This window comes from Phyllobacterium sp. RCAM01083, from assembly GCF_055685835.1.
Map to the genome: position 1 here is coordinate 3408782 of NZ_JBVFZN010000005.1, position 25511 is coordinate 3434292.

The 25511-nt window shown below is 56.1% G+C and carries 12 protein-coding genes and 1 tRNA gene; 4 read left to right on the forward strand and 9 right to left on the reverse strand.

The features are described 5' to 3' along the window. Positions 1–97 precede the first annotated feature (97 nt). Complete coding sequence (locus ACZ25R_RS23595; protein WP_472462384.1) at positions 98–2347, forward strand: phage tail tape measure protein; 2250 nt, start codon at positions 98–100, stop codon at positions 2345–2347. Between the two features lie 61 nt (positions 2348–2408). Here the strand turns inward: ACZ25R_RS23595 and ACZ25R_RS23600 are convergent, their stop codons facing one another. The 5 genes from ACZ25R_RS23600 to ACZ25R_RS23620 form a co-directional block, all read right to left on the reverse strand. After that, entirely contained in the window at positions 2409–3983 is a 1575-nt protein-coding gene (locus ACZ25R_RS23600; protein WP_472462385.1) for an HlyD family type I secretion periplasmic adaptor subunit, read from the reverse strand. Next, entirely contained in the window at positions 3980–6166 is a 2187-nt protein-coding gene (locus tag ACZ25R_RS23605) for a type I secretion system permease/ATPase (protein ID WP_472462386.1), read from the reverse strand. The genes ACZ25R_RS23600 and ACZ25R_RS23605 overlap by 4 nt, the downstream gene beginning before the upstream one ends. 197 nt (positions 6167–6363) lie before the next feature. Next, positions 6364–6714 carry an Ig-like domain-containing protein gene (locus tag ACZ25R_RS23610; protein WP_472462387.1) on the reverse strand — a complete coding sequence of 117 codons (351 nt, stop codon included), beginning with the start codon at positions 6712–6714 and terminating at the stop codon, positions 6364–6366. 128 nt (positions 6715–6842) lie between these two features. After that, positions 6843–16289 (reverse strand): beta strand repeat-containing protein, encoded by a 9447-nt coding sequence (locus ACZ25R_RS23615; RefSeq protein WP_472462388.1) that lies wholly within the window; start codon positions 16287–16289, stop codon positions 6843–6845. A gap of 410 nt (positions 16290–16699) precedes the next feature. Next, entirely contained in the window at positions 16700–17551 is an 852-nt protein-coding gene (locus ACZ25R_RS23620; RefSeq protein WP_472462389.1) for a tetratricopeptide repeat protein, read from the reverse strand. 1998 nt (positions 17552–19549) lie between these two features. Here ACZ25R_RS23620 and ACZ25R_RS23625 point away from each other — a divergent pair. Then, positions 19550–20752 carry an integrase gene (locus ACZ25R_RS23625; RefSeq protein ID WP_472462390.1) on the forward strand — a complete coding sequence of 401 codons (1203 nt, stop codon included), beginning with the start codon at positions 19550–19552 and terminating at the stop codon, positions 20750–20752. On the opposite strand, the gene ACZ25R_RS23630 is transcribed toward ACZ25R_RS23625, so the two are convergent. From ACZ25R_RS23630 to ACZ25R_RS23640, 3 genes are all read right to left on the reverse strand, one after another. Continuing rightward, a complete protein-coding gene (locus ACZ25R_RS23630) occupies positions 20715–20942 on the reverse strand; it encodes a hypothetical protein (RefSeq protein ID WP_472462391.1) in 228 nt (75 codons plus the stop codon). The two genes, ACZ25R_RS23625 and ACZ25R_RS23630, sit on opposite strands and share 38 nt — an antisense overlap. Positions 20943–21279: 337 nt before the next feature. Beyond that, a tRNA-Arg gene (locus ACZ25R_RS23635) sits at positions 21280–21356 on the reverse strand. Between the two features lie 89 nt (positions 21357–21445). After that, complete coding sequence (locus tag ACZ25R_RS23640; protein WP_472462392.1) at positions 21446–22615, reverse strand: M20 aminoacylase family protein; 1170 nt, start codon at positions 22613–22615, stop codon at positions 21446–21448. 179 nt (positions 22616–22794) lie between these two features. On the opposite strand from ACZ25R_RS23640, the gene ACZ25R_RS23645 reads away from it, so the two are divergent. After that, entirely contained in the window at positions 22795–23910 is a 1116-nt protein-coding gene (locus ACZ25R_RS23645) for a D-alanyl-D-alanine carboxypeptidase family protein (protein WP_472462393.1), read from the forward strand. A 22-nt stretch (positions 23911–23932) separates the two neighbouring features. Beyond that, on the forward strand, positions 23933–25102 hold the full coding sequence (locus tag ACZ25R_RS23650) for a CobW family GTP-binding protein (RefSeq protein ID WP_472462394.1): 1170 nt from the start codon (positions 23933–23935) through the stop codon (positions 25100–25102). A 180-nt stretch (positions 25103–25282) separates the two neighbouring features. Here the strand turns inward: ACZ25R_RS23650 and ACZ25R_RS23655 are convergent, their stop codons facing one another. After that, positions 25283–25507, reverse strand: coding sequence for a sulfurtransferase TusA family protein (locus tag ACZ25R_RS23655; protein WP_472462395.1), 225 nt, complete (start codon positions 25505–25507; stop codon positions 25283–25285). Positions 25508–25511: the final 4 nt, after the last annotated feature.

The following is a 25511-nucleotide window of genomic DNA, read 5'->3' on the forward strand; positions in this document are numbered from 1 at the left end:
TGCTTTCCTCTATTTTTTCATAAAAAGTTGGATGATATTTAGAGTTTTCAATGAATTATCGTGGATAATTACTAGAAATTTATGAAGCGGAGATGGAATGATGGCGAAAACCTTCCTCGGGCAGCTTGTGTTGCGACTGCAGGACGAAATGTCCGGTAAGGCCAAGAAGGCCGCCACAGATGTGACCGGATCCATGAAGAAGATCGAGGATCACGCACGCCGGCTTGCTGGTGCGCAGTGGGGCGCCAGTTTCCAGCGACAGATCGAGAAAATGGGTGCCTCGGCACGCGAGCTTGAGATCGTCCGTCGGTCTTGGGATCGAATGCAAAAGGATATGCAGTCGAAGAACCTCGGAACTGCGATGAGGAAATCGGAAATCGGCGCGTGGAAGGTCGCAACACTCTCCCATCTTGCTCAAGTCCGCAGTGGTTTGCGCAGCACCGAAAAGGAAGCTCGCCGGAGTGCCAAGGCTATTAAAGCTGCTATGTCTGCAGCCCTCAGGCCCGCATATGTGGCCGCCGGTGGTTACACCGGTGCCTACATGGTCAACAACCTCGGGCGAGAAGCTGTGATAGCTTCCTCGGAGCGCCAGCGCGAATATTTCCGTCAGAAGATGGCAAATATTCCCGAGAATGAACGGGAACAGATGTTCCAGAGATCCAGCGAGCTTTCGCAAAAATACCCGTCGGCCGGCATTACGGATATTATGGAAATGGCGCGCGGTGCGATGGCTACTATGGGCTCAACAGAGCGGGGGCTTGCCGTGCTCGATCAGATGGTGAAGGGCTACGTCACCCTTCAGTCCACGAAAGGTACAGATATCGCCGGTAACTCACTTGCGCGATTGATCCGCGGTATCGACAATCTTGGCCAGAACGACGAAGGCGATATTGGTATCAAAGCTACCAGAGATATCATCGACGGTATCATCCGGTCAGCTCAGATTGAAGGCCAGGACATTGATCCTGGCATGCTCTACACAATGGCCCGCAGAGCGAAAATTGCTGGTCCGGGATTAAGCACCGATTTCATCATGTCGACGGCACCTGCATTGATGCAGGACATGGGTGCGGAAGGTTTTGGCACGGCGCTGTCTTCCGCATTCCAGGCATTCGTTATCGGAGCCAACAGCAACTCCAGCAAGGTCAACATTGCAGAACAGCGCCGTCTGGGAATACGAACAGGAGAAGGAAAGGGCACCCTTGTCGATTCCAAGCTATTTGGCCAGGATCCATACCAGTGGGTGAAGAAGAACCTTATTCCTGCGTTGCAGCGCGACAATGTTGACTTGAGTGACGGGACAGCAGTTTCGGAAGCGGTCGCCAAAACCACCAAAAATACCAAGGCGTCGGAACTGCTGACTAAAATGATCACGCAGCGATATCAGATTGACAAGAACATGGCGTTCTACAAACGGACGCAGGGCGTGGATGCCGCCGACCAGGCAAGGTTTGATGACCCCTTCGTGGCGTACGAAGGCTTCGTCAAGTCGTTCCAAAATCTCGCGGCGGCCATCGGCGAAAGCGCCATGCCGGTCATCGTTCCCGGGCTCAATGCCATTTCCAACGCTGTGAACAAGTTCTCTGCGATGGTGAAGGCCGGAGATCCTACCGTTACCACGGGCCTCGGCATTGCAGGCGTCGGCGCGGCTGCCTTCGGAACGTACAAGGTCGGTGCGGCAATCTATGGACTGATCACCGCCGGCACCAACCTCAACGTTGCCGCACTTGCACTACAGCAGGCTGCAGCGATGCAGAGCGGCGGCGCTGCTGGTGATCTTTTGGACGCAGGAAAGGGCGGCGGAAAGAAAGGGCTGCTCGGGATATTGGCCGGCGGTGCCGGCGCGATCCTCAAATCTCCAATCGGAAAGGGTGGGGCGTGGCTGGCCGCCTTGTACGCGCTGCAGCGGGGACTTGATGAGTCTCCCACGAAGGATCCGTCCATGATGGATCCGGAGCAGTTGGTCAGGAAGCACAATGCCTATCGGGATCGCATGAACCCGAGCCAGGCCGTGCCTATGCCAAACTATACGCCCGCGCCAGAGAACAAGGGGTTCTGGGAACAGATGATGACACCAGTGTCGTCGCTTGGACAGCCCGCCGGAGTGTCGTCAACGCAGATGGATGATATTGTGAAGCAGTCGGCCGACATCGGTCGGCAGATAGCTGAGAACCTTTCACCGACCGCTAGGCCAGAGATTGACACCTCTTCTATCGATGCGGCACAGGCGAAGATCGATCGGATTAAAGCGTCTGTGACATCGCTGGGTGGTATGATCTCCGACGCTCAATCGAAGGTTGATGCCCAGATGCGCCGTAGTTTTTCAGACTACGGCGTGTCTCCATAAACGCGTTCACATTGCACAATGGGCCACTGAGTTAGAGAGGCGTCGGGTTGGTCAAAACCTCTTATCGCTCCTGCATGGCCTGCGATGATATCTCGGCGAGCGGCGAGAACAGATATTCGAGAATGCGGCGCTTGCCGGTCTTGACCTCGACGGTGACCGCCATGCCGGGGGAGAGCGGCATCCATCGCCCATCGACGTTGATGACAGTGACATCCGGCCGGATGGTGACTGGGAAGACCAGGTTCTGCATGCGCTGGGCATTGCCTGTGGGAATGATGCTCTGCAGCTCCTTGGCCGCCGCGCCTTCCAGCGCTTGAGCGTCGGGCTCGGGAATGGCGTCGGTGGCAACGCGGGTCACCTTGCCTTCGATGATGCCATAGCGGGTGAAGGGGAAGGCCTCGACCTTGATGACGGCGGTCTGGCCGCCTCGCACAAAGCCGATGTCGCGGTTGGGAAGGTAGGCCTCGATTTCGAGCGCGGCGTTTTCCGGCACGATGCGCATCAGCTCGCTGCCTGCGGTGACGACCTGACCGATGGTGGTGACGGCCGAGGCCTGCACGGTGCCATCGATCGGGCTCAGGATGGTCATGGAGGAGCGGCGCTTGCTCGCCTTGATCAGCTGCTGTTCGAGTTCGTCAACACGGCGCGCCGCTTCCGACTGCTTCTGCACATTGTCGGAGAGGAAACTGCCCACGAGCTTTGCCGCCTCACTCAACGCGACCTCAAGCGCGGCCCGCGCTGCGGCCAGCTGGCCGGTCTGGGTGACGAGGCTGGCCTCGGCCTCCTGCTGCGATTGCAGGGCATCGATGACCTGGGCGCGGGAACCCGCCGCCGTCGGGATCAGCTCGGTGCGCATGGAGACGCGCTCGGTCAGGGTTTTGACCAGGGCCGTCTGCGCGGCGATCGTCCGGGTCAGGCTGTCGATCTCGGTCTGGCGCTGGCGCCGCGTCGCGTCGAGATTGGCAAGCGATGAATGCAGCTGCGTCGTATCGGCCCGGTAGATCAGCTGTTCGCGGCGGCGGATCGGTTCGGAGATGCCGGCGGGAAAGGCCAGCGGCCGCTCGGTGATGCGGCCGATGTTCCAGATGCCCTTCTCCTGCCATTCGGCAACGGTCGCCAGCACCGCCTCGCGGCGGGTGACTTCGGCGCGGAACGCCTGAAGGCTGACGGCAAGCGCGGTTTCCTCCGACTTGATCTCCGTGTCATCGAGCGCAACCAGAATGTCGCCCGCCTTGACTTGGCTACCGTTGGTGACCGGAACGGTCTTTGTCCGCCCGAGCTCAATCGACTGCACGATCTTGACCCGGCCCGCCGGCTGTACCTTGCCCTGTGCTGTCGCCACGATGTCGAACGTGCCGAGATAGCTCCAGACAAGGGCGCATGTCGCCAGGATGCAGATGAACCAGATGAAGGCGGTGCGGATGGGCGAGGCCGGTGTTTCCAGGATCTCCAGTGCCGCCGGCAGGAATTCATTGTCGGCGCGCTGGCGTTTGATCGTCTTCAGCGCTTTCGCCGTGATCTTTTCTTGTCCCGGCTCCTGCCGCGTGGGAGCGGGCTGATCAGGATTGACCGGGCCGGGCTCAGCGCGTTCAGGCTTTGAGGGCGCGGCCTCAAGAGGTGCCTCTGGAGGTTTCATGCCTGATTGCTCCCCGACTGCAGCTGCCACAGATGGGCATAGAGACCGTTCTCTCTGGCAACAAGCGTGTCGTGCGTTCCCTCCTCGACAATGCGGCCATCCTTCATGCCGATGATGCGGTTGCAATAGCGCACGGTGGCAAGCCGGTGGGCGATGATGATCACGGTGCGGCCGCGCACGATCTCGCGCATATTGGTAAGGATGATCCGCTCGCTCTCATAGTCGAGCGCACTGGTGGCTTCATCAAGAATGAGGATGGGCGGGTTGGTGGCGAGCGCCCGGGCAATGGCCAGCCGCTGGCGCTGGCCGCCGGAAAGATTGGCGCCGCGCTCCTCGATCAGCGTATCATAGCCGCGCGGCAGCTTTGAGATGAACTCGTCGGCCCCCGACAACTGCGCCATGCGCATGGCGGCCTCGCGCGACATGGCGGGGCTGGCCAGCACGATATTGTCGTGGATGGTGCGGTTGAACAGCATGTTCTCCTGCAGCACCACGCCGATATTGGAACGCAGCCAGGCGGGATCGACCTGGGCAATGTCCTGCCCGTCCATGAACACCTGGCCATTGCTGGGGATATAGAAGCGCTGCACCAGCTTGGTCAGGGTTGATTTGCCCGATCCCGACGGGCCGACAATGCCGATGACTTCGCCGGGCCGGACCGTCAGGTTGATATCCTTCAAAACATCCTGTGCATCGGGGGCATAGCGGAAGGTCACCGACTTGAAGGTCAAGGCGCCCTTGGGTGCCGGCAGCGAGACGGCAATGGCCGGGCGCGGCTCCTGCGGCGCATTCAGGATATCGGCAAGGCGCGAGACCGAAACCTGCACCTGCTGAAAGTCCTGCCAGAGCTGCGACAGGCGCAGGATCGGCTGCGCCACCTGGCCCGCGATCATATTGAAGGCAACCAGCGCGCCGACGGTCAGTTCGCCATTGATCACCGCCTGCGCCCCGAAGAGAAGAAGCGCGGCACTCGTGACCTTGCTGACATATTGAATGGCGTTCTGGCCCTTGGCGGCAAGCATCGTGGCGGCAAAGGACGAACGGATATAGGCGGCCAGCCGCTCCTCCCACTGCGCCGCGACAACCGGCTCGACCGCCGCCGCCTTCAGCGTCTGCACCCCGACCACCGTCTCCACCAGCAATTGCTGGCTATAGGCACCGCGGTCGAACTTCTCGTCAATGCGTTCCTTCAAAAACGGCCGGATGAGGAAGCCGATGGCGAGATAGAACGGAATGGAGGCAACGACGATCCAGGCGAGCTTGGCCGAATAGGCAAACAGCACGAAGATAAAAATGATGGTGAAGATGAAGTCGAGGCCGGAGAACAGGCCCTGCCCGGTCAGAAAGTTGCGGATGGTTTCAAGCTCGCGCACCCGCGCCACGGTCTGGCCCGCCGCCCGGGTCTCGAAATAGCTGAGCGGCAGGTTGAGCAGGTGCCGGAACAGCCGCCGTCCCAGCTCCACATCGATGCGGTTGGTCGTGTGCGACAGCGCATAGGTGCGCAAGTATTGCAGCACCACATCGAACAGCCCGATGGCGGCAAGCCCCACCACCAAAACGATCAGGGTGGAATAGCTGCGATGCGCCAGCACCTTGTCGACCACCACCTGGAAGAACAGCGGCGTGACCAGCGCAAACAGCTGCACGAACAGCGAGGCCAAAAGCACATGGCCGAGCGAGCGGCGATAGCGCCACAGCGACGGCAGGAACCATTTGAAGCCGAACGTGTCGCGCGACACGCCCGCCCCCGCGAACCGCCGCTGCACCAGGATGAACGTGCCGCCGGTCAGCTGCAACAACTCGTCAACCGGCACCTCGCGCGAGCGGAAATCCACCGGATTGACCACACGGCACATCCCCTCGGCATTCGCTCCGCCAAAAATCGCAAACGAGCCGTCGATGAGGCAGGCAATCGCCGGAACCGGCAGCGCCGCGACCCGCTTGCCGCCCCGCGCCACAACCTTGCGCGCCTTCAGGCCGATCGAACCTGCCGCCCGCAGGATATCGTCTGCCCCCGCCGCACCCTTCAGCGCATATTCCCGCGCCAGCGTCTCCGGCCGCGCGGCAATCCGGTAATAACCGGCAATCGCCACAAGCGCGGACAAGCCGCTGTCCGCTGCACGTTCGTCAGGCACACCACCCGCCGCCGGTGGATCCACATCCCCCGAACTTACCCTGTCCATGTTAGTTACCACCCCGTGCGAGCCATTATTGGCTCGTCATTCCTTGCCCAATTGCTTCGTTCCTCCGTCGCCACAGATCAGGGTACGACCAGGCCCCTGATCATGGCGAGATTCATGCAGCGGATGCCGTGCAAAATGACGCCCACTTGGCCGTGCGACCGAAACCACAGCCCCTCTTAAAACTTCAGTGCTTCGCTCTAACGAACCGTTATTTTCATATTCATGGTCGCTGTGCCCAAGCGCGCATCCTCGACGGCAAAGACCACGGTATCCTGCCCCTTGAAGCCGGGTTTGGATTGATAAGCCAGGGTGCTTCGATTTAACGCTTTAGCGATACCATTTTTCGGAGGCGAAACAATTTTAAGGCTGACGGTCCGACCATTTATCGTCATTGGAAAAGAGCATGCCCGGCCACTTTTGACGGTGGCCAGGGCTGTTGCTGTGGCGCCATAGTGGAATTCTCCGGTCCCATAGCAATCACCGGCATTAGCGGGGGAGAACCACAGGCCGGCGCTCACGAAAATAGTCGCAACAATATAGCTTTTCATATTCATCGGGTTCCTTACCGGTACAGATACGTGATGGATTGGACCCATCAACCCACTCATCGCACACGAATGAGTGCTGATAATCCGGGGCGGCGCACAAAACGACGTCCCTGAGATACCGCCGACCGTCAGGCTGCCGGCGCGTTTGCCTGCGACGAGCGATAGGCGAGCGTTGCATCGCCAACCAGATGCCGCGTCGTGCCATCCAGCATCTCATAGGAACTCGTGCCGGTCAGCGCCGATCCGTCGGGGAACTGTGTTGCTCCTTCGATGGACGGGATGAGATTGATGAGCTTGATCCCGGCCTCCGACATGGTCTTCAGCTCGCCCGGATCCGAGATGCCGTTCTGGTTGGCATCCTGCCAGACACGGAACTCGTTCCAGCGCGCATCCTTGTCGTCAAGCACGCCATCATGATTGGTGTCGAATGCCAGCCGCAGGCCTTCGAGATCCGAGGCCGGGTGTCCAAGGGCTGCAACGTCTTCCGGTGTTGCCCACAGCGAAAAGGCAATTTCCCTTGCCTGATCGATGACGCCGTCCCCACCTGCCTGTCCATTTGAGCCGAGATCAATGGCGAGCATGCCGTCCTGCGGACCGACCCAGGCGGTTCCATCGCGGACACCATCGCCATCCCAGTCAAAGCGAGGACCTGCGTTATTGGCAAACTCCACAGGATCAAACGGGCGAAGATCGATATGGTTGTCACCATTCAGATCGAGAAGAACCGGTTGACCATGTGAGCCTGGTCCACCCCCATTATTGGGCGGGATCAAATTACCCCATCTGTCATACTCCCTTGTGCCCACCACATTCCCGCGGTCGTTCACAAACCATTGGGTGCGCGTACCGTCATCATTGATCTGATCAGCCTCGGTCTGCTGACCGGCTGCGTTGTAGACATTGTATTTGATGGCCCAACTTGCCGTGTTGTACGCATCAAAGGTGTAGCCGATGCGTGACCCATCATCATAAAAATCCGTTTCACTGACTTTTCGATTTTGGGCGTCAAAGTGCGAACCCCACCAGCTCATAGGGGATGTGTTGGCAACATCCCATCCGTTTTCGTCGCGTGAACCATCATCATAGAAGATGGTGGCATAGCTCTGACGCCCTTGAGCGTCAAAATGAATGCCCCACCAGCTGCGATCGGAGGTATTCGCAACATCCCAAAAATTTTCATCGCGCGAACCGTTGTCATTATTCCAGCTTTCGAAGGTTTTCTGACCGGCGGTATTGAAGTATTGCGTCACACTTGACCACGGTTGCGTATTAGCCTGATCCCAAGTGTAGGCTGTCCTGGTCCCGTCATCGTTGTAATTCAACTGGTATGTAAGGCGGCCAGCCGTATCGAAATATTGATCAACTCGCGACCAACTATACACACCTACTGGGTCAAAAGTGATCGCCACACGTGTACCGTCGTCATTAAACTGATTCTGATAATGAAGCTGACCCGCAGTATCAAAAGTCTGCTCAATCCTCGACCACGGCTGCGTATTTACAACATCGTAGGTATACGCCATCCGTCCAACACCGCGATTGTAGTTGACCTGATAGGTAACCCGGCCCGCACTGTCGAAAGTTTGTTCTATTTTCGACCAGGGTTGCGTGTTGGCATAATCATAGGTGATCCGCCCTGTCAGTACTCCAGCAGCGTTGTAGAAATTGGTCAACTGCGGCGTGTCGAAACCCGGATAATATGTGATGTCAGCTCGCGTCCCGTCATCCATGTACTGGGTTTCGGAGACCTTCTTGCCGTCGGCATTGAATGTCTGCTCAACTCTGCTCCACGGATTGGCATTCAATGGATCGTAGAGTGTCGCAGTGGTCGGGACACCTTTCTTGTTGATCCGCGCAATGCTCAAGGTTTGTCCACTTGCGGCATCGAAGGTTGATGCCGTTGATGTTCCGTCATTGGCCAGCAATGTCTCGGCGGTCTTGCGGCCCTGACCGTCCGTTGTCAGCTCATGCAGCAATTTTCCGGATGCCGTGATGTTATCGACAACAGTCTGTTTCAACGTTCCGTTGGTGTTTGTGTCCACCACAGTAAGGGTGATCGATCCGTCATTGTGGGTTACGGAAGTCTCCGTGTGGCCAAAATAACCGTCATTGTCGCCGTCCTTGACCAACACGGTCGTAAGACCGTCGGCGCTCGTCGTTAACGTGCCCCGCGCCTTGACGCTGCCATCGGCATTCGTCTCGGTGATCGTCGCTTTGGTCGAACCGTCGAGCTGTTTCTCCTCGAGCATATAGACTTCATAGGTGCCATTGCCATCGTAGTCGGAACTGACAATTCTCGTTATGCCGTCAAGCGAGATTGTAGTTTGAACTTTTGCCGCAATCGCTTTTACCCAATTGACCTGCCCGGCCGGAAGATTGATCAATTCACGGGCTTCGGTATTGTTCACGATGGTTTCGGTAATCGCACCGTTCATTTCGACAATTCGGGTCTCCGTTTGATCGGCGGTGCCGTTTCCATTTGTATCCTTGCTCGTGATGCGAGTTCTGCCATCAGCACTCACAGTGACCGTAGTCTTCGATACAAGTTTACTAGTATCATCTGTGTCGGTTATAACACTGCGCTGGCTACCATCGGCATTAAACGAGTTGATGGTCGTGCGCTTACGATCGGCAGCTCCGTCACCATCCAGATCCCACTCTGTGGTTGTCGTCAGACCGTCAGCCGAAACCTTTGCTGTCGTCCGGTTGGCGATTGTACCGTCTGCACGCAGACCCGTGATGGTTGATGTCACCGAACCATCCACAGCCTGGATGCGCTGTTCGGTCTGATCGACCTTCCCATCGCCGTCGGCATCCCGCTCAATCGTTACACGGCGCTTGTCGGGACTCGTCGTTGTGACAGTCTTGTCCAGGAGCAGACCAGCAATACTCGATGTCGTTGCGGTATTGACCACAGAGCCATCGGCCAGAACATCGCTCACATTCTTCAGGATGCGCGATGCCTGTCCTGTCCTGTCCTCCTGCGTCGTGATCGTGCGGCCGTCCGCACTTTGGGTGGTGATCGTCTTTGAGACCAGACTTCCATCAGCCTTGGTATTGGTGATGGTTCGCGTCTTCGTACCATCGGCGTTCAACGTTGTGACGTCCGTTGCCAACAGGTCGTAGATACCTGTGCCAGTGGTGTCACGCTTTGTTGTCACCACAAGCCCGTCAGCGGACGTTGTAATGATGTGCCGGCGATTGAATACGCCGTCTCCATATTTGGTGATCGTTTGGGTGCGGGAACCGTCACTGTTCAAGACAGTAGTCACAGTCTGGCGCCGGTTCAAGTTACCACTGCCATTGAGATCCCACTGCGCATCTCTCGAGAGGCCATCAGCCGAGATGTCGATGATGGCTTTACCCTTGAGAACGAAAGTACCGCCCGATGCAGCAAACGTATCCGTTGTCTGCGTCTTCGAACCGTTGGCATTCAAGACAGTCGTGCGAACGGTTCTGGTATCAACCGTGCCATTGCCATCGCTGTCATAGTCCGTTGTCTCGATGAGCCCGGTCGCGCTTGTCGTCACCTTCTTGCTGTCGATGATGGTGGTGCCATCGGCTGCATAATCGGTTCGCGTGCTCGTCACACTTCCGTCAGCGTTCTTGACGGTGACTTCCTTTTGGTTGTCTTTGCCATCACCATCATTGTCAATGATGACAGTGGTCGTGCGCCCGTCGCCACTGACAATGGTGGTCGTCACGCTCTCACGTGAAGCATCGGCCTTGTAATAGGTGACAGCCCTCACACTGCTGCCATCGGCACCCAGCGCAGTGGTATCAATCATCGAACGGCTGAAGTGTTCGCCATCGGCAAACATTGGTACATTCCTGGAAAGACCGTCTTTACTGAATGTCGTAATGGTCTTCTCGATTGCCTTGCCACTGCTGTCGGATCGTATGATCGTCTGCGTCCGGCTGCCGTCCGCATTGAGGACCATAACGTCTGTTGTCACATCCTCGTAAATCCCGTCACCATTGGCGTCGGTGCTGATCTTTCTTGACAGACCATTGGCTGAAATCTCTGTGATTGACGCGCTGCCGAGCGTGCCATCCGGCTTGAACTGGCGAAAAGTCTGTGTCGTCGAGCCGTTGGCATTGACAATGCTTGACCGACGCAGATCGATCTTGCCATCACCGTCAATATCCGTCTCAGTGGTGACGGTTCTGGTGTCAGCTGAAATGGTGGTCACCGATTTCGACAGGAGCGTCCCGGCATTACTGAGTGTTTCGGTGGTCTCGATCGTCGACCCGTCAGCATTGATTGCTTTCGTTGATTTGACCAGCCGGTCAACCCCACCATTCCCGTCACTATCGAACTGCGACGAGGATACCAGGCCATTGGCACTTGTTGTCGTGACGGTCTTGCCAGTCAGGCTGGAACCGGAATAGCTTTGCGTTGTCTTGGTGGTCGAACCATCGGGATTCAAGACCGAGGTTTCCACGACCTTCGTATCAATGACCCCGTCACCATTGAGATCCGTCTCCGTGGTCTTGATCAGACCATTGGCACTGATGGACGTGATGGTTTTGCCTGTCGTTGCTGTGCCGGCAGTGGTGACAACCGTTGTGGTTCTGCTGCCATCGGCTTGTCGCGCCGCGGTGCTGACGCTCTTGGCATCAAACGTACCATTGCCATCGATATCATCCGACCGGGTGATTGTCAGACCGTCGGCACTGGTTGTTATGACCGCCTTTGACAGGAGCGCGCCCGTGGAATTGGCTCGGGTCGAGGTGACCGTCTTGCTTCCATCGGCATTCAACACCTGAACATCCGTCAGATCGACATTGCCATCACCATCCATGTCCGTCGTAACAGTCACGGTCTTGTGGTCGGCACTCGTCAGCGTGACGGTCTTGACCAGCAGCGTTCCATTGCCCGCCGTTGTCGTGACCGTCTGCTGCCGGCTGCCATCCGCATTGATGACAAGCGTTGTGCTGGAAATCTCGTCGGCAACGCCGTCGCCGGTCGTGTCTTTCTCCACGGTCTGAACGAGACCATTGGCCGAAGTGGTGACAATGGTCCGGCTGATCAGGCTGTTATCGGCGCTGCGAACACTGGAAGTCTGCGTCCGGCTGCCATCGGCGTTCAAGGCAGTCACGTCGGCCCTGACGGTGTCATCTGTCCCATTGCCGTCAAGATCGGTCCGAAGCGTCGTGGTCAGGCGATCCGCAGTCACTTCCGTGACAGTCCGGGCGTTCAGCGAGCCATCCAGGTTGAACGTGCTGACGGTTTCGCTTGTCGATCCATTGGCATTGACCAGGGAAACGCGCTTCGTATCGATCTTCCCATCACCATTATCATCGACCTGCGAGATGATCATCCTGCCATCGGCAGAGCTTGTCACCGTCGAGCGCGAGAGCAGGACGCCATTCAATAATTTTGTCTCGGATGTTTCGAGGACCGACCCGTCGGCGTTCAAGCTCTTTGTCCAGCTTGTCACCCGGTCGATCGTCCCATTGCCATCGCTGTCCACCTGCGTCGTCGAGGACAGCCCGTTGGCGGCTGATATAACGATGGTCTGTGACGTCAGGCTGGTACCGACATAATTGCTCGTTGTTGTCGTCTTTGATCCGTCTGCATTGAGAACGGAGACTTGCGTGGTTTTGGCATCGATGATGCCGTTCCCATCAAGGTCTGACGTGACCGTCTTCACAAGGCCGTTGGCGCTTGTCGTCGTGATGGTCGTTGATATCAGCGTGGTGCCCGCCGTGACCGTTACCGTTGTGTCCCGCGAACCATCATTGTTGATGACCATTTTGCTCAACGTTTTGGCATCAAACGTGCCATTGCCATCGAGATCATCAGACTTCGCGACGGTCAAACCATCGGCGCTTGTCGTGGTCACCGATCTGGCAAGAACGCTTCCAGCTGCATTCGTGCGCGTCGATGTAATCGTCTTGCTGCCATCAGCGTTCAGAATCTGCACCTCGGTCAGGTCGCTGCTTCCGTCGCCATCCAAGTCCGATGTGACCGTTGTTGTCTTGCGGTCAGCGCTCGTCACGGTCACGGTTTTGCTCAAAAGCGTGCCATTGCCGGACTTGGTTGTCTGGGTCTGGCTGCGGCTGCCGTCCGCGTTCAGAACGATCTGATTGGTGATGACCTGATCGATGGTTCCATCGCCATTGAGGTCCTGGCTTACCGTCTGTGTCAGGCTGTCGGCTGATGTTGTGGTGATGGTCTTGGCCGTCAGAACGCCAGTGCCACTTGTGGTCGTGACTGTTTGCGTCCGGCTGCCATCCGCATTGGCAACGGTAACATCCGACTTGATCTGGTCAATGATACCATCACCGTTCAGATCAACCTTGGTTGTGGTCGTCAATCCGCCTGCCAGGGTTTCCGCAACGGTCTTGCTCTGCAGCGATCCATCGGGATTGAGATTGGACTGTGTGGTGGTGGTTGAACCATCGGCAGCGATGATCACGCTTGTGCGTGTATCAACAGCGCCATCGCCATTCCGGTCCTCATCAATCGAAATGGTCTTGCCGTCACCGCTTGTGATGGTGACGGATTTTGACAACAGCGTGCCGTTGCCGCTCTTCGCCAGGACAGTTTGCGTACGCGTTCCATCTGTCCCTACAACCGTAACCTGCGACGCAATGCGGTCAAAAACACCGTCTCCGGTCAGATCACTCGACGTTGTCTGCGACAGGCCGTCCGCGGATGTGACTGTAATCGTCTTGTCACGCAGGCTGGTATCGGCGTTGAAGCTCGATACCGTCGTCGTGATGTCGCCATTGCCACCCACTTCGATGAGCGTGGTCTCGGTCTCATCAAATGTGCCATTGCCGCTGTGATCGTATTTGACTTCTCTTCTGCGATTATCGGCGCTCGTCGTCGTCACGGTGCGTGCGATCAGCGAACCATCGGCATTTTTGGCATCAACCGTTTTGGTTCGGCCGCTATCCGCATTGTTGACCGTCGTTTCAAGGGTGGTCAGTTCAAACACACCATCGCCGTTGGCATCCGTCTGGTTCGTTTTCGACAGGCCGTCGGCGCTCGACGTCGCCTTGATCTGCCTGGTCAGTGTGCCATCGACGCTGAATGCTCTCGTCGTGGTCGTCGATGAACCATCGGCATTGGTGACAAGTACCTCACTCTGGTCGTCCCTCCCATCGCCGTCCTGATCAACGGTTGTGGTGATCGTTTTCCTGTCTGCACTGGTCACGGTCACCGTCCGGTTCAACAGAGAACCGTCGGCATTCAGATTGGATATGGTCCGGATGCGCGTTCCATCGCCACCAATGACCAGATTGTCCGTCTGCGAGCGGTCAAACGTGCCATTGCCATCATCGTCAAACTGCGTGCGGATACTGTTGCCGTCGGCGCTGCGCGTGACCAGGTTGCGGAAGGCCAGGCTGCCGTCCTTGTTATACGCCAGAATGTCTTCGGTAACCGTTCCATCCGCATTGGTCGCGGCCGTTCGCTTGATGATGTAACCGTTCGGATCCTGGGCCAGAACCGCATCACCCACCTTGCCCTTCGTGCCGTCGGTTCGCGTGAATTCCGTGGTTCCCGTGATCGCTGACCCATCAGCAAAGTTCTGGCCTGTGCCCTTCGGCATCAGGTCGATGGAAGCAATCCCAAGCTCATCCAGCGTCTTCATCACGCCGTCAACCATCACCTTGAATTCGCCCCAGCGCGCATCGCCGGCATCGAGCTTGCCATTGTGGTTGGTGTCGAACACGTTGCGGATGGCTTCAAGGTCGCCCGTTGCCGACTTGTCCCATTCGGTGAAGACAAATTCGTTCGACTGGTTGATCTTGCCGTCATTGTTGGTGTCGATGACCAGAACACCCGTGCCCTTGCCCGCCCAGGCCGTCCGATGCTGATAGCCATCACCTTTAAGATCAAGGAACTGTGAGGATGACGACAGCGTATCGACCGTCAAGCCATTGCCGGAAAGATCGAGCAGGACGGGATTGCCCCACGCACTCTTGTGGTCCGTGTTCTTTTCGCTTTGGCTTATGCCATGATCCGAGGCCGGGTTGTGCGCGCCCTCGTGATGGGCACCTTCGCCACCCGTGCCATATCCACTATCCAGGCCTATACGGTGAATGCCAGTCAGCGCACTGATGAGCCCACCGATCGCACCGAAACCACCCTCAACAAGCCCGCCAATAGCGCCCAGGAAACCGCTCAAATTGATGGGCTTATCGGCAGGGATCGGTACCCTATTGATCGGAATGGGTTGATACGTCACCGGTCTGGCAACAGGCACGGCGACCGGTCGCGTAACAGGTGTGGGGGTTGGCGCAACAGCTGCCACGGGATTGACTGGTCCAAAGTAACCGAGAGCATATTGCGGTAAAGAGGTAACCTGACCATAGGTGACATTGACAAAGCTTTGCTGTGTAGCGCTTGGCAGAGCCGATACAGGCGAACGAAAAGATACGCCGCCCAACCCGGTTGCATCCGGAAGGCTTTTTGTCGGGCTTGTGTTCACGCCATCCAGATAACTTTTGGCTGCCGCCGCCAGCCTGTCTGCCCTTTCCTGCTGTGCCGCTTCCGAGCGCATCGGTGCGCTTGGCTGGGAATGCAACGACTGTGCCGCGTCGCGCCTGTCATGAAGACCTTCAAGGTTTGCACCCGACCGCATGCTGTCATAATCGCGCATGCTTTGGATTTCAGAACCCCGATACGATGGTGAATTCGACTGGCTGGCCGGAGTATTGAATGCACGATCGTGCGCGATCGCGCTATCGACGGCTGCACGGCGGTCGATCTCTGCTTGTACGCGCTCCGGAGTAAAGGGCGCCGTTGGCGAGCTTGCCCCAATGGTGGGAGTGTAATGAGTTTCGTATGGATTGCGTGAAATACTAGGTTCCGGAGAGAAAAAATGCGGATCGTATGGTAGCCCATTAATGTGCTCTGACGTGGAAACCGGGTTGCGGAACCCTCCCCAGTCCGCAGGAGTCATCATTTCCTTAGGGGTGTTGAACCCTTGATAGTCGGGAAGCTGATCAATATCCTTTAAGGCTAAGGCAGGCGCTGTATAGGCAAACTGTCTATTTACGTAAGTCGTAGGTCGTTGGGTACTGGGATCAATCTTCCACGTCGATGTTTGCACACCCGAACCAGCCATATAAGGTTCATTGAAATTGAGATTGATGTTAGTCGACATGACCGGTTGGTTGGCGTCGCTAAATACGCCATGAAACCAATTTCCAATTGCGTAGTTCGAAGCAGCGCCTGCTGCAATACCTGCGTAGCCCACCGCTGGTGCGGCCACCCCCGACATACCCGCAAAACCAATAGTTGCCGCGCCAATGACCACGTCGGAACCAAGCGTAACGCCGTACTGAATTCCTGTCAGTACGGCACTGCCAATATAGCTATATTGGGCTTCTCGATATTGTGCAAAATCCACTCCCAAAGCTGCATAACCAATAGCCCTGGTTGTTACGCTCTGAATACTCGATACATTAATCGAAGCATCCTCTAACGCTTTAAATCCAACCGACACTCCAAATTGGGCTGCATTGGTGGCGTCGCTGAGGGTATTGAGATCGACTGGCGACGGAATCCCACCCGGGTGAACCTCGTTGTTTCTATTTGGCCCCACTTTCGTCATCCTTACCTGTTGGATCCATCAATTTTTTTTCCGGATCACCGTTGTCTTTGTTGTCAGTCCAAGCTGAGGTTATGAATTTATCTTTGATTAGAGCCTGCCCCAAGACGCCAAAACCCCCGACTATACAATAGTATGTCCAAGAAGGAGCTTGAAAAAATGATAATATAGAAACAGATATAATCATAAAAATGAAATACAATATCAAATACATCCAACTGGATTTCTTTAATAGCTCATCCATTATATACGGCTTGCGTTTATGTTCCTTATTTCTACCATTCATTTAGCTTAAAATCACCCATAGTTATTTTACAATTCAAGTAAAGTCCGACAAAGCAACATATACAACAAGCGACATTATATATGTCCAAACTATCTCTCGCTGGTGCAAACTGGGCTTGAGAATTCAATTATTTCTTTGCATTATAAGTAATGCGATCGAAATATCGAAGCTCCAATCCCGCGACTAGTACTGCACGAATATCACGCTCATCATCTATTGTATCTCGTAGTATTTCACGCTGAATGGCACTCTTTTTCGACGCTGATGATTTAGCGAACCACTCGCCTGCGAGCGTGGTATTTTTGACGGTGCCAAGCCCTACTTCGTAAATGACGGCCAGCATGTTCTGCGCAAGCCCATCCCCTTTCAATGCGGCCTCGAGGTACGTTTCTGTTGCTTGTTGGTATAGTTTGTTCGCTTTGGCCTCATCTCTGGCAACACCACGTCCAGTTGCATAAAGATTAGCCAATGCCATCTGTGCCTCGGGATAATTCTGTTCAGCTGCTTTTAAATACCAGCGGTATGCTTCCGATAGATTCCTCTCCCTCCCGTTGCCGCGTTCGTAACCAGCAGCCTTTGAATATTGAGCAACGGGGTATCCAAGCTCCAATGATCGTTCGAAAAATTTTGCCGCCTTGGCCTGATCTTCCGATGTACTTTGGGAAGTGGGTGCGACCAAGCGAGCCAAGCTATAAGCCGCTGCACCACTGCCTTGGCGTACAGCTAAGGTAAACCAATGTTCAGCGATTTTCCGATTCATCGGAACTGGTGCTGTGTTATATAAGTAAACGCCAATCCGATATTGAGCATCAGCGTCACCATTGTCTGCTCGCCTCTCCAACTCATCAAAAGTTTCTTTATCTTCAAATGTCGTTGGATCGCTATGAGTAGGGGGCAGGGGGAATATTGTTAGTATAGCAATCAAAGCCAGCGGTGCCGCCACAACTCGCCTGCGTCCAGACCCTAACATGATGAACATTTCCCCAATTCTCACACCATATGAAAGAAACTTATTGGCAGTAAACTTGCAAGTCGATTTTCAGATCTGCGGTAATGATGGGGCGATCATTCACCAGGCCGGTTGGGTGAATTGCAAGAGTTGAGCAAGTTGTGACTACAGTGTACAGACTCGATAGCTATGAGAAACCGAGTATTTATGATTGCTGAAGACTTGTACTGTGACTTTAGGTGCATTGCAGTTTGGTTTCCGTATACTGGTTTTACAAATGTTCATCTAATCCAGAGTTATGGCTTTAATTTAAGCCGAACCATCAAATATACCCAGAAAATCCCAGATTAGAATCTGGCGCACACCGTCCCTCCCGCTCCATTAGACCTTTGAAATAGGCTTCACAGCTCGACAACATCTACCATTCAGTAGAGCCAAGAAATAGGTATCAGCACGGCACCTATTCCACGCCGGAATACAGCACGACGCCAACTTGGCGCTGCGACAAAAATTGACTCGGATCACACCCAAAATGAAAACAATTCAAGTGCAATGAAGCGGCACGCTGTCAAACAGGCGAGCCTGAAAATCTTCGTTGCGAGACTTAACAGGGGCGCTTTATGGCGATCAACGCAGAATACCTCAAGATAGATAATACGGTACCGATCCCGTCAGTTAGTTTGGATATAACCGGACGTTACCAGCAAGCGATCTCTCGTGGCGACTGATGAGAGGCACGATCTTGATCTACGTCTATTGTAGTCGCGCCCAATAGGCGACTTCGGGAAAATTCCATTGAGTGCCTATCGTAATCTCTATCGGGGGTCATCGAAGCTGCAAACCAGCCCAATCCACAGCCTTAGTTAACGATTTCTGACCGGGACATTTGCGGGACAAACCCGGGACAGATGCCTCAGATAGAATGGGGAGACGCAAAAGTGGAATTTGCTCTCTCTACTCTATCTTAAATTTAAGATCGAGACACAATCACTCGGGCTCGGATCGGCTTGGCGCCGACCGCCCCGTCAACTTTATCAATCTATATATAAGAGGGAATAACGCGAGAAAATCGCAGTTTTCCCCTCCCGTCAACGGTCCGGGCAAACACTGCTGCCATGCCCCATTGCCGTTAACCATTCAATGACCTGCATTTCCTCGCTTTTCAGCGCTCAAAATCATGCCCGTTAACGCTGCCAAAATGGTCGATTTCCCTTGACAGGAAGCCGTCAACGAATCGGTTTTTGACACCTACGGGGAGGAACCCCCTTAGAAAAGATAACTTCGCCGAGATTCCGGGGTGCTGCGCCCCGCTCTGAGAAGGCCTCTCATACGGTCCCTAAAGTCTTTGCGAGGGGTGCTCGTCGCCGCAGGGTGAGGCGCACAGCAGCCTGTTGCATCATGCATGTAGGGCGAACTACCTCGCATAGGACGCGCGCTGGTGACGCTCATTACGCTCGCATTGACCAAGGTGTGGTGAGGTGCAAATCAGAGCAGCACACGCATCGCGACCGCGCATGCCCAAGTCAGCATAGACAGAGGCCAGCGCGTGAGCGCATGGCCGTCAATACTTAGTGCAAGCCTCCAAACTCTCTGCCCCACCCGTCAGCCAGGTCGAACGATGTGTTGGCAGCTGGAATGCGACATACTCTATGTACATCAACAACGGGACAGGAGCGGGACAAATGCGGGACATTCGTCGGACAATTGAACTTGCGCCCACAGGACCCCTAGCACAGTAACGACATCCTACTGTTGAACAATCTGGCCGTCTTTTGGACGATGAGGCATCAGAAAACTTAGCGTTTGTCGCGAATTGATTTTTTTCTCCTTACCAGATGAAAATAGTCTCCGATTGGACCATCTATCGAGGCCATTCAGATGAGACGAAATCGTAGTGTCAGTTACGCAAAACGATACATTCAAGAGCGAGATGGTATCCTCTACTATAAGCGCCGTGTACCAGGCAGCGTAGGCGACAGAGATCCGCGAGGGCCAATAATCCGGATATCTCTGAAAACTGATGACCTCATGATCGCGCTTGCTAAGCGCGACATACTTGAAGCGGCCGACAATGATCTATGGGGATCACTTATCTTAGACGCGGATGTTGACGGTGCTCGTCTGAGATATGCTGTCGCGAAATCCAGAGTTGAGGCCTTGGGTTTCTCGTTCAAATCAAATGTTGACGTTGTCAATGACCAAATTGAGCAGATCATAAAACGCGTGCTGGCTAGTCATGGCCAATTCCGTCAGGTCCAGCGGGGAATCACCGATGCCACGCTCACATCGACCGACACAATATCTGAAGCGTTCGATATATACTGCGACAAGATCATGCGCTCTCAGCTGGCAACCAAAAGCAAGGTCCAGAAGGCTTCGTGGAAGAAGGTCAAGAAGCGGGCAGTTACACTCTTCAGAAAGCTGATCGGTGATAAGCCGATGGCAGAAATCACTCGTGAAGACGCGAACAAGCTTTACGTCCACTGGCTGGACCGCATCGCTCCTACGGAGGGGAAGCCGAGCCATACGGCTTCGATTGGCAACCGCGACCTCGGCAATCTCCGCGTGCTGTTTCGCAAGTACTTTGCTTACCTAGGGGACAAGGATCGCAAGAACCCATTCGCCGGCTTGTCATTTGCCGAGAAGAAAAAGCGCAAGCGGCCGCCTTTCCCGACCGATTGGATTGAAAAGGTGATCTTGAAGGTAGGGGCGCTCGCCGGCATGAATGATGAGCAGCGTGGCATAGTGCTGGCAATCATCGAGACTGGTGCTCGCCCGAGCGAAATATGCAACCTAACGGCCGAGGCCATTGTTTTGCACGGCCCGGCACCGCACTTGAAAATTGAGCCTCGAGACGATCCTGACGATCCGCGCGAAATCAAGACAGAATCGTCGATCAGAAATGTACCGCTTGTTGGTGTTGCGTTAGAGGTGTTCAAAAAACACCCGAATGGGTTTCCGCGTTATCGAGAGAAAGAAGCGTCTCTTTCGGCGGCAGCCAATAAGTACTTTCGAGAAAATCGGCTCTTACCGACTACCAAACACAAATTATATTCTCTGCGCCATTCGTTTGAAGATCGAATGAAAGAAGCGGGGGTTGATGAAGAGTTGCGACGAATCTTGATGGGTCATGCGATTGAGCGACCCAGATATGGGATAGGAGGCTCACTGGAGTGGCGCCGCAATGAACTGCTCAAGATCGAATTGCCTTTCGATCCCGCAATTGTCTGATCCGTTCCCGTACCGCGGCTAGGGTGTCGCTCTTCTTGCGGCGTATCTCAATTTCGCGCTCGAGGCGTTCCCAGAGGGGAAAATAGACCTCTCCCTTTTTGCCCTTGAGCTCAATCTGAATTGCGAGCTGGTCCAAGCATTTTTCCAGCATCTCGATTGTCACTTCTTCATCTGAACGCGGTATAGACATGGCAATTTCCGCAATAGGAGCCAGCTTAATTTACGGGGACTGTAGCAGCCCGTGAACCTGTTGATCAGATTCAATGCTAGCAGCGCTAAATGACAAACCGTAGTTCGAAAAAGTCGTCCGCGCTTTGCGTTTAGTTTGCCATCTGGGACTTCAGCCGAAGTTATCTAGCGGATCCCCGAATCTCCAACGCCCCTCCCGGGGAGCGCTTTCTATGTTGCATTCATGTCGCGTGGATTCGCCGCGCACCTGTGAAAACCCTTTGAAATCAATGAGAGCCAGTTGCAACATGATGCGACATCAGATCAGGGGTAATGCTGTAGTAAGTCATTGAAAATATTGGTGATCCCGACTGGATTCGAACCAGTGGCCTACAGATTAGGAATCTGTCGCTCTATCCTACTGAGCTACGGGACCATGCGGCCAGACATACTGTTTTTCCGCCGCGACGCCAAGTCTGAAGATGCGCGAAATGCACGCATCTTCAGGGGCCACCTCTCAAAATGTCAGGATGCGGCGGGAAGTGCGCTTTCGGCCAGCTGCACCCAGTAGCTGATGCCGTGCGGAATGACATCGTCATTGAAATCATAGGCCGGATTGTGCAGCGAGGCGCTCTCGCCATTGCCGATGAACATGAAGGCACCGGGGCGCGCTTCCAGCATATAGGAGAAATCTTCCCCCGCCATCATCGGGGCGACCTCCAGATTGACCGCCTTGCTGCCGGCGACGCTCTGCGCCGTGCGCGCGGCAAATTCCGTCTCCTGGTCGTGATTGAAGGTGACGGGGTAGTTGCGGTCGTAGTCCACCCTGGCGACAGCGCCGAGAGCCGTCGCCACGCCCTCGGCCACTTCGCGCAGGCGCTTCTCGGCAAAGTCGCGCATTTCGGAGCGCAGGGTGCGCACCGTGCCAGCGAGCTCCGCCTTCTGCGGGATGATATTGTGTGCATCGCCCGCATGGAATTTTGTCACGGACAGAACGACCGAATCCAGCGGATCGGTGCCGCGCGAAACGATGGTCTGCAGCGCGTTGACGAGCTGGGCGCCGATCACCACCGGATCGATCGTGCGGTGCGGCTGGGCCGCATGGCCGCCGCGGCCCTCAATGGTGATGTTGAATTCGTCCGTTGCCGCCATGATCGGCCCCTTGCGGATGGCGAACTGGCCGACGGGCAAGCCGGGCGTATTGTGCATGCCGTAGACTTCGGAGATGGCGAAGCGCTCCATCATGCCCTCCTTGACCATCTCGCGGCCGCCGCCGCCGCCTTCCTCCGCCGGCTGGAAGATCACCGCGACCGAGCCCTTGAAGTTGCGGGTTTCGGCAAGATACTGCGCCGCCCCGAGCAGCATGGCCGTATGGCCGTCATGGCCGCAGGCATGCATCTTGCCGGGGGTTTTCGATGCGTAGGGCTTGCCGGTGATTTCATTGAGGGGGAGCGCATCCATGTCGGAGCGCAAGCCAACCGTCTGTCCTTCGCCGTGGCGTCCGTGAATGATGCCGACGACGCCGGTCCGGCCGATGCCGGTGGCAACCTCGTCGACGCCGAAGCTGCGCAGCTTGTCCGCGACAAATTTCGCGGTCTCGTGGACATCGAACATCAGTTCCGGATTCTCATGCAGATGGCGGCGCCACCGGGAGACTTCTTCCTGCATTTCGATGGCGCGATTAAGCAAGGGCATAGTGTTGAAACTCCAAACGTGCGGACTACATCTGACAATTCAGTGAACAGTTCAAAGGTGTTTTGCCTTTTGCCTGCCACATAGGATAGATAAGGCCATTGCGACCCGGCGGGAAGCCCGGCAATGAAATCACAAGGCCATTTCCCTGGTTCTTTATACAGACAGGCTGGATATCTGGAATGCGGAAAACTGTAGCACTCTTTCTCTCGGGCTGCGTGGTGTCAACCACCGCGGGCCTGGCAACAGCGGCACTTGCGGGCCCGAACATCACCGTCGATGTCGGTACCGGCGAGGTTTTGTCGCAGGAAGATGCGTTCCAGCGCTGGTATCCGGCGTCCCTCACCAAGCTGGTGACCGCCTATGTGGCCTTCCGCATGATCGAATCGGGGCAGATCACCCTGGACACGCCGATCAAGATGACGGCACGTGCGGCAAAGGAGCCGCCGAGCAAAATGGGCTACAAGCCCGGCGCGCAGCTCACGCTGGATAACGCGCTGAAGATTCTCATGGTCAAATCGGCCAATGATGTGGCAATGGCTGTCGGCGAGACCCTCGGCGGCTCGTCGGAAAAATTCGCCGTGCTGATGAATGCCGAAGCCAAGCGTCTGGGCATGTACGGCTCGCATTTCGTCAATCCCAACGGCCTGCATTCGGACGATCACTATACGACGGCGCGCGACCTGGCGATCCTGACGGTGCAGATGCGGCGCGAATTCCCGCAATACATGCACTATTTCGATATTGAGGCGATTGATTCCGGCAACAAGATCCAGGCCAATTTCAATGCACTGATCGGCCGGTTCCAGGGTGCGAACGGCATGAAGACCGGCTTTGTCTGCCCGTCCGGTTTCAATCTGGTCGGTTCGGCCACCCGCGATGGCCGCAATATCATCACCGTGGTTCTGGGTGAGTTGAAACAGCAGGGGCGCGCGACGAAGGCGGCCGAGCTGCTGGCAAAGGGGTTTGAAACCCGCGGAACCGGCAAGACGCTGGAGGCCCTGCAGCCCTATGGCCCGGCCACACGCGATGTCGCGGTCAACATGCGCCCGACCGTCTGCTCCAAGGAGGCCGCCGCCTCCGACAGCTGGGATGGCAAGGACGTCGAAGGGCATATCATCGAGGGTTCGCCCTATATGTACCGGATGGATCATGAACCGCAGGCGGAACTCGTTGCCTTGCTTCCTTCCAAGACCATTGCGAAGGGCAAGGACATGAGCCGCATCCCGATCCCGGTTCCGCGGCCCGACCGTGCATCGATCACCGATGCGGCCAACACGGCAAAAACAGTGAATTAACGCAGCAAGATAGGATGTCATCATGAGTGGCCTCAATGCCCCCATTCCGGTTTCTGTACTCACGGGATTTCTGGGGTCGGGCAAGACCACCTTGCTGAACCGCCTGCTGAAAGATCCGGCATTGGCCGACACGGCCGTCATCATCAACGAATTCGGCGATGTCGGCATCGACCATCTCCTGGTGGAGACGGCGAGCGAAGGCGTCATCGAGCTTTCCGATGGCTGCCTGTGCTGCACCGTGCGGGGCGAACTCGTCGATACGCTGGCCGACCTGATCGACCGTCTGCAGACGGGCCAGTTGAAGCGGCTCAAGCGGGTCATCATCGAAACGACCGGGCTGGCCGATCCTGCGCCCGTCCTGCATGCGATCATGGGGCATCCGGTGCTGCTGCAGGCATTCCGGGTGGACGGGGTGATCACAACCGTTGATGCCGTCAACGGCATGGCGACGCTCGATGCGCATGAGGAAGCAGTCAAGCAGGCGGCGGTTGCCGACCGCATCGTCGTGACCAAGACCGATATGCCGCAAGCCGCGCAGGGGCTGCCGGCGCTGCGTGCCCGGCTGGCCGCGCTCAATCCCGGTGCGGATATCATCGATGTCGGCGATGCGCGCACCGGCTATGCCGCCCTGTTCGAATGCGGTGTCTACAATCCCGAGACGAAAACCATCGATGTGCAGCGCTGGCTGAAGGCGGAAGCCTATCGCGATCGTGAGCATGAGCGTGAAGCGGTTGAGCATCACGCGGATCATCACCACCACGATCATGGGGAGCATGATCACGATCACCACCACCATCATCACGATGTGAACCGCCACGATGCGGCGATACGCTCCTTCTCGCTGACACACGATGCGCCGGTACCGCGCGCCGGTTTCGAGATGTTCCTCGATCTCCTGCGCTCGGCCCATGGCGAGAAACTCCTGCGCATGAAAGGCATCGTGCAGCTGGCCGATGATCCTGAACGCCCGCTGGTCATTCACGGCGTGCAGCAGATTTTCCATCCGCCGGCGCGGCTTGCCGCATGGCCGGAAGGGCGGCGCGAGACGCGGCTGGTTCTGATCGTCAAGGATCTGCCGGAAAGCTACGTGACCCAGCTGTTCAGTGCCTTCCTCAACGAGCCGAAGGTCGATACACCCGATCGTGCAGCGCTGTTCGACAATCCGCTGGCGATCCCGGGATTGAAAGTCTAGGCTTCAGCAAGCTGCAGTGGACGTTGTGCGTGGTTCGACGAGCTCACCATAAGGGAAGTGGTTTGGCTGCAATGCTAATCGCAAAAGTTGCAGAAAATAGCTCCCTGCGATCCTCCACCTCCCTCATGGTGAGCTTGTCGAACCACGCACTGGTCTTGCTGCAAATCTGCGAATGGTGCGTTAGCCGCGCTCGATGTGAAAGCGGTGTCCGCCCTCGATGGTCATCGTCTCGATCAGCCGGTGGCCGTCGTTCAGGCAGAAATTCGGCATGTCGATGACGGCGAGAGGATCGCTGGTTTCGACCCAGAGACGGCTGCCTCCGGGCATGGTTTCCAAGCGTTTGCGGGTTTTGAGCACCGGCAGCGGGCAGTTCAGACCACGCAGATCATAGATGTCAGCCGACATGGCA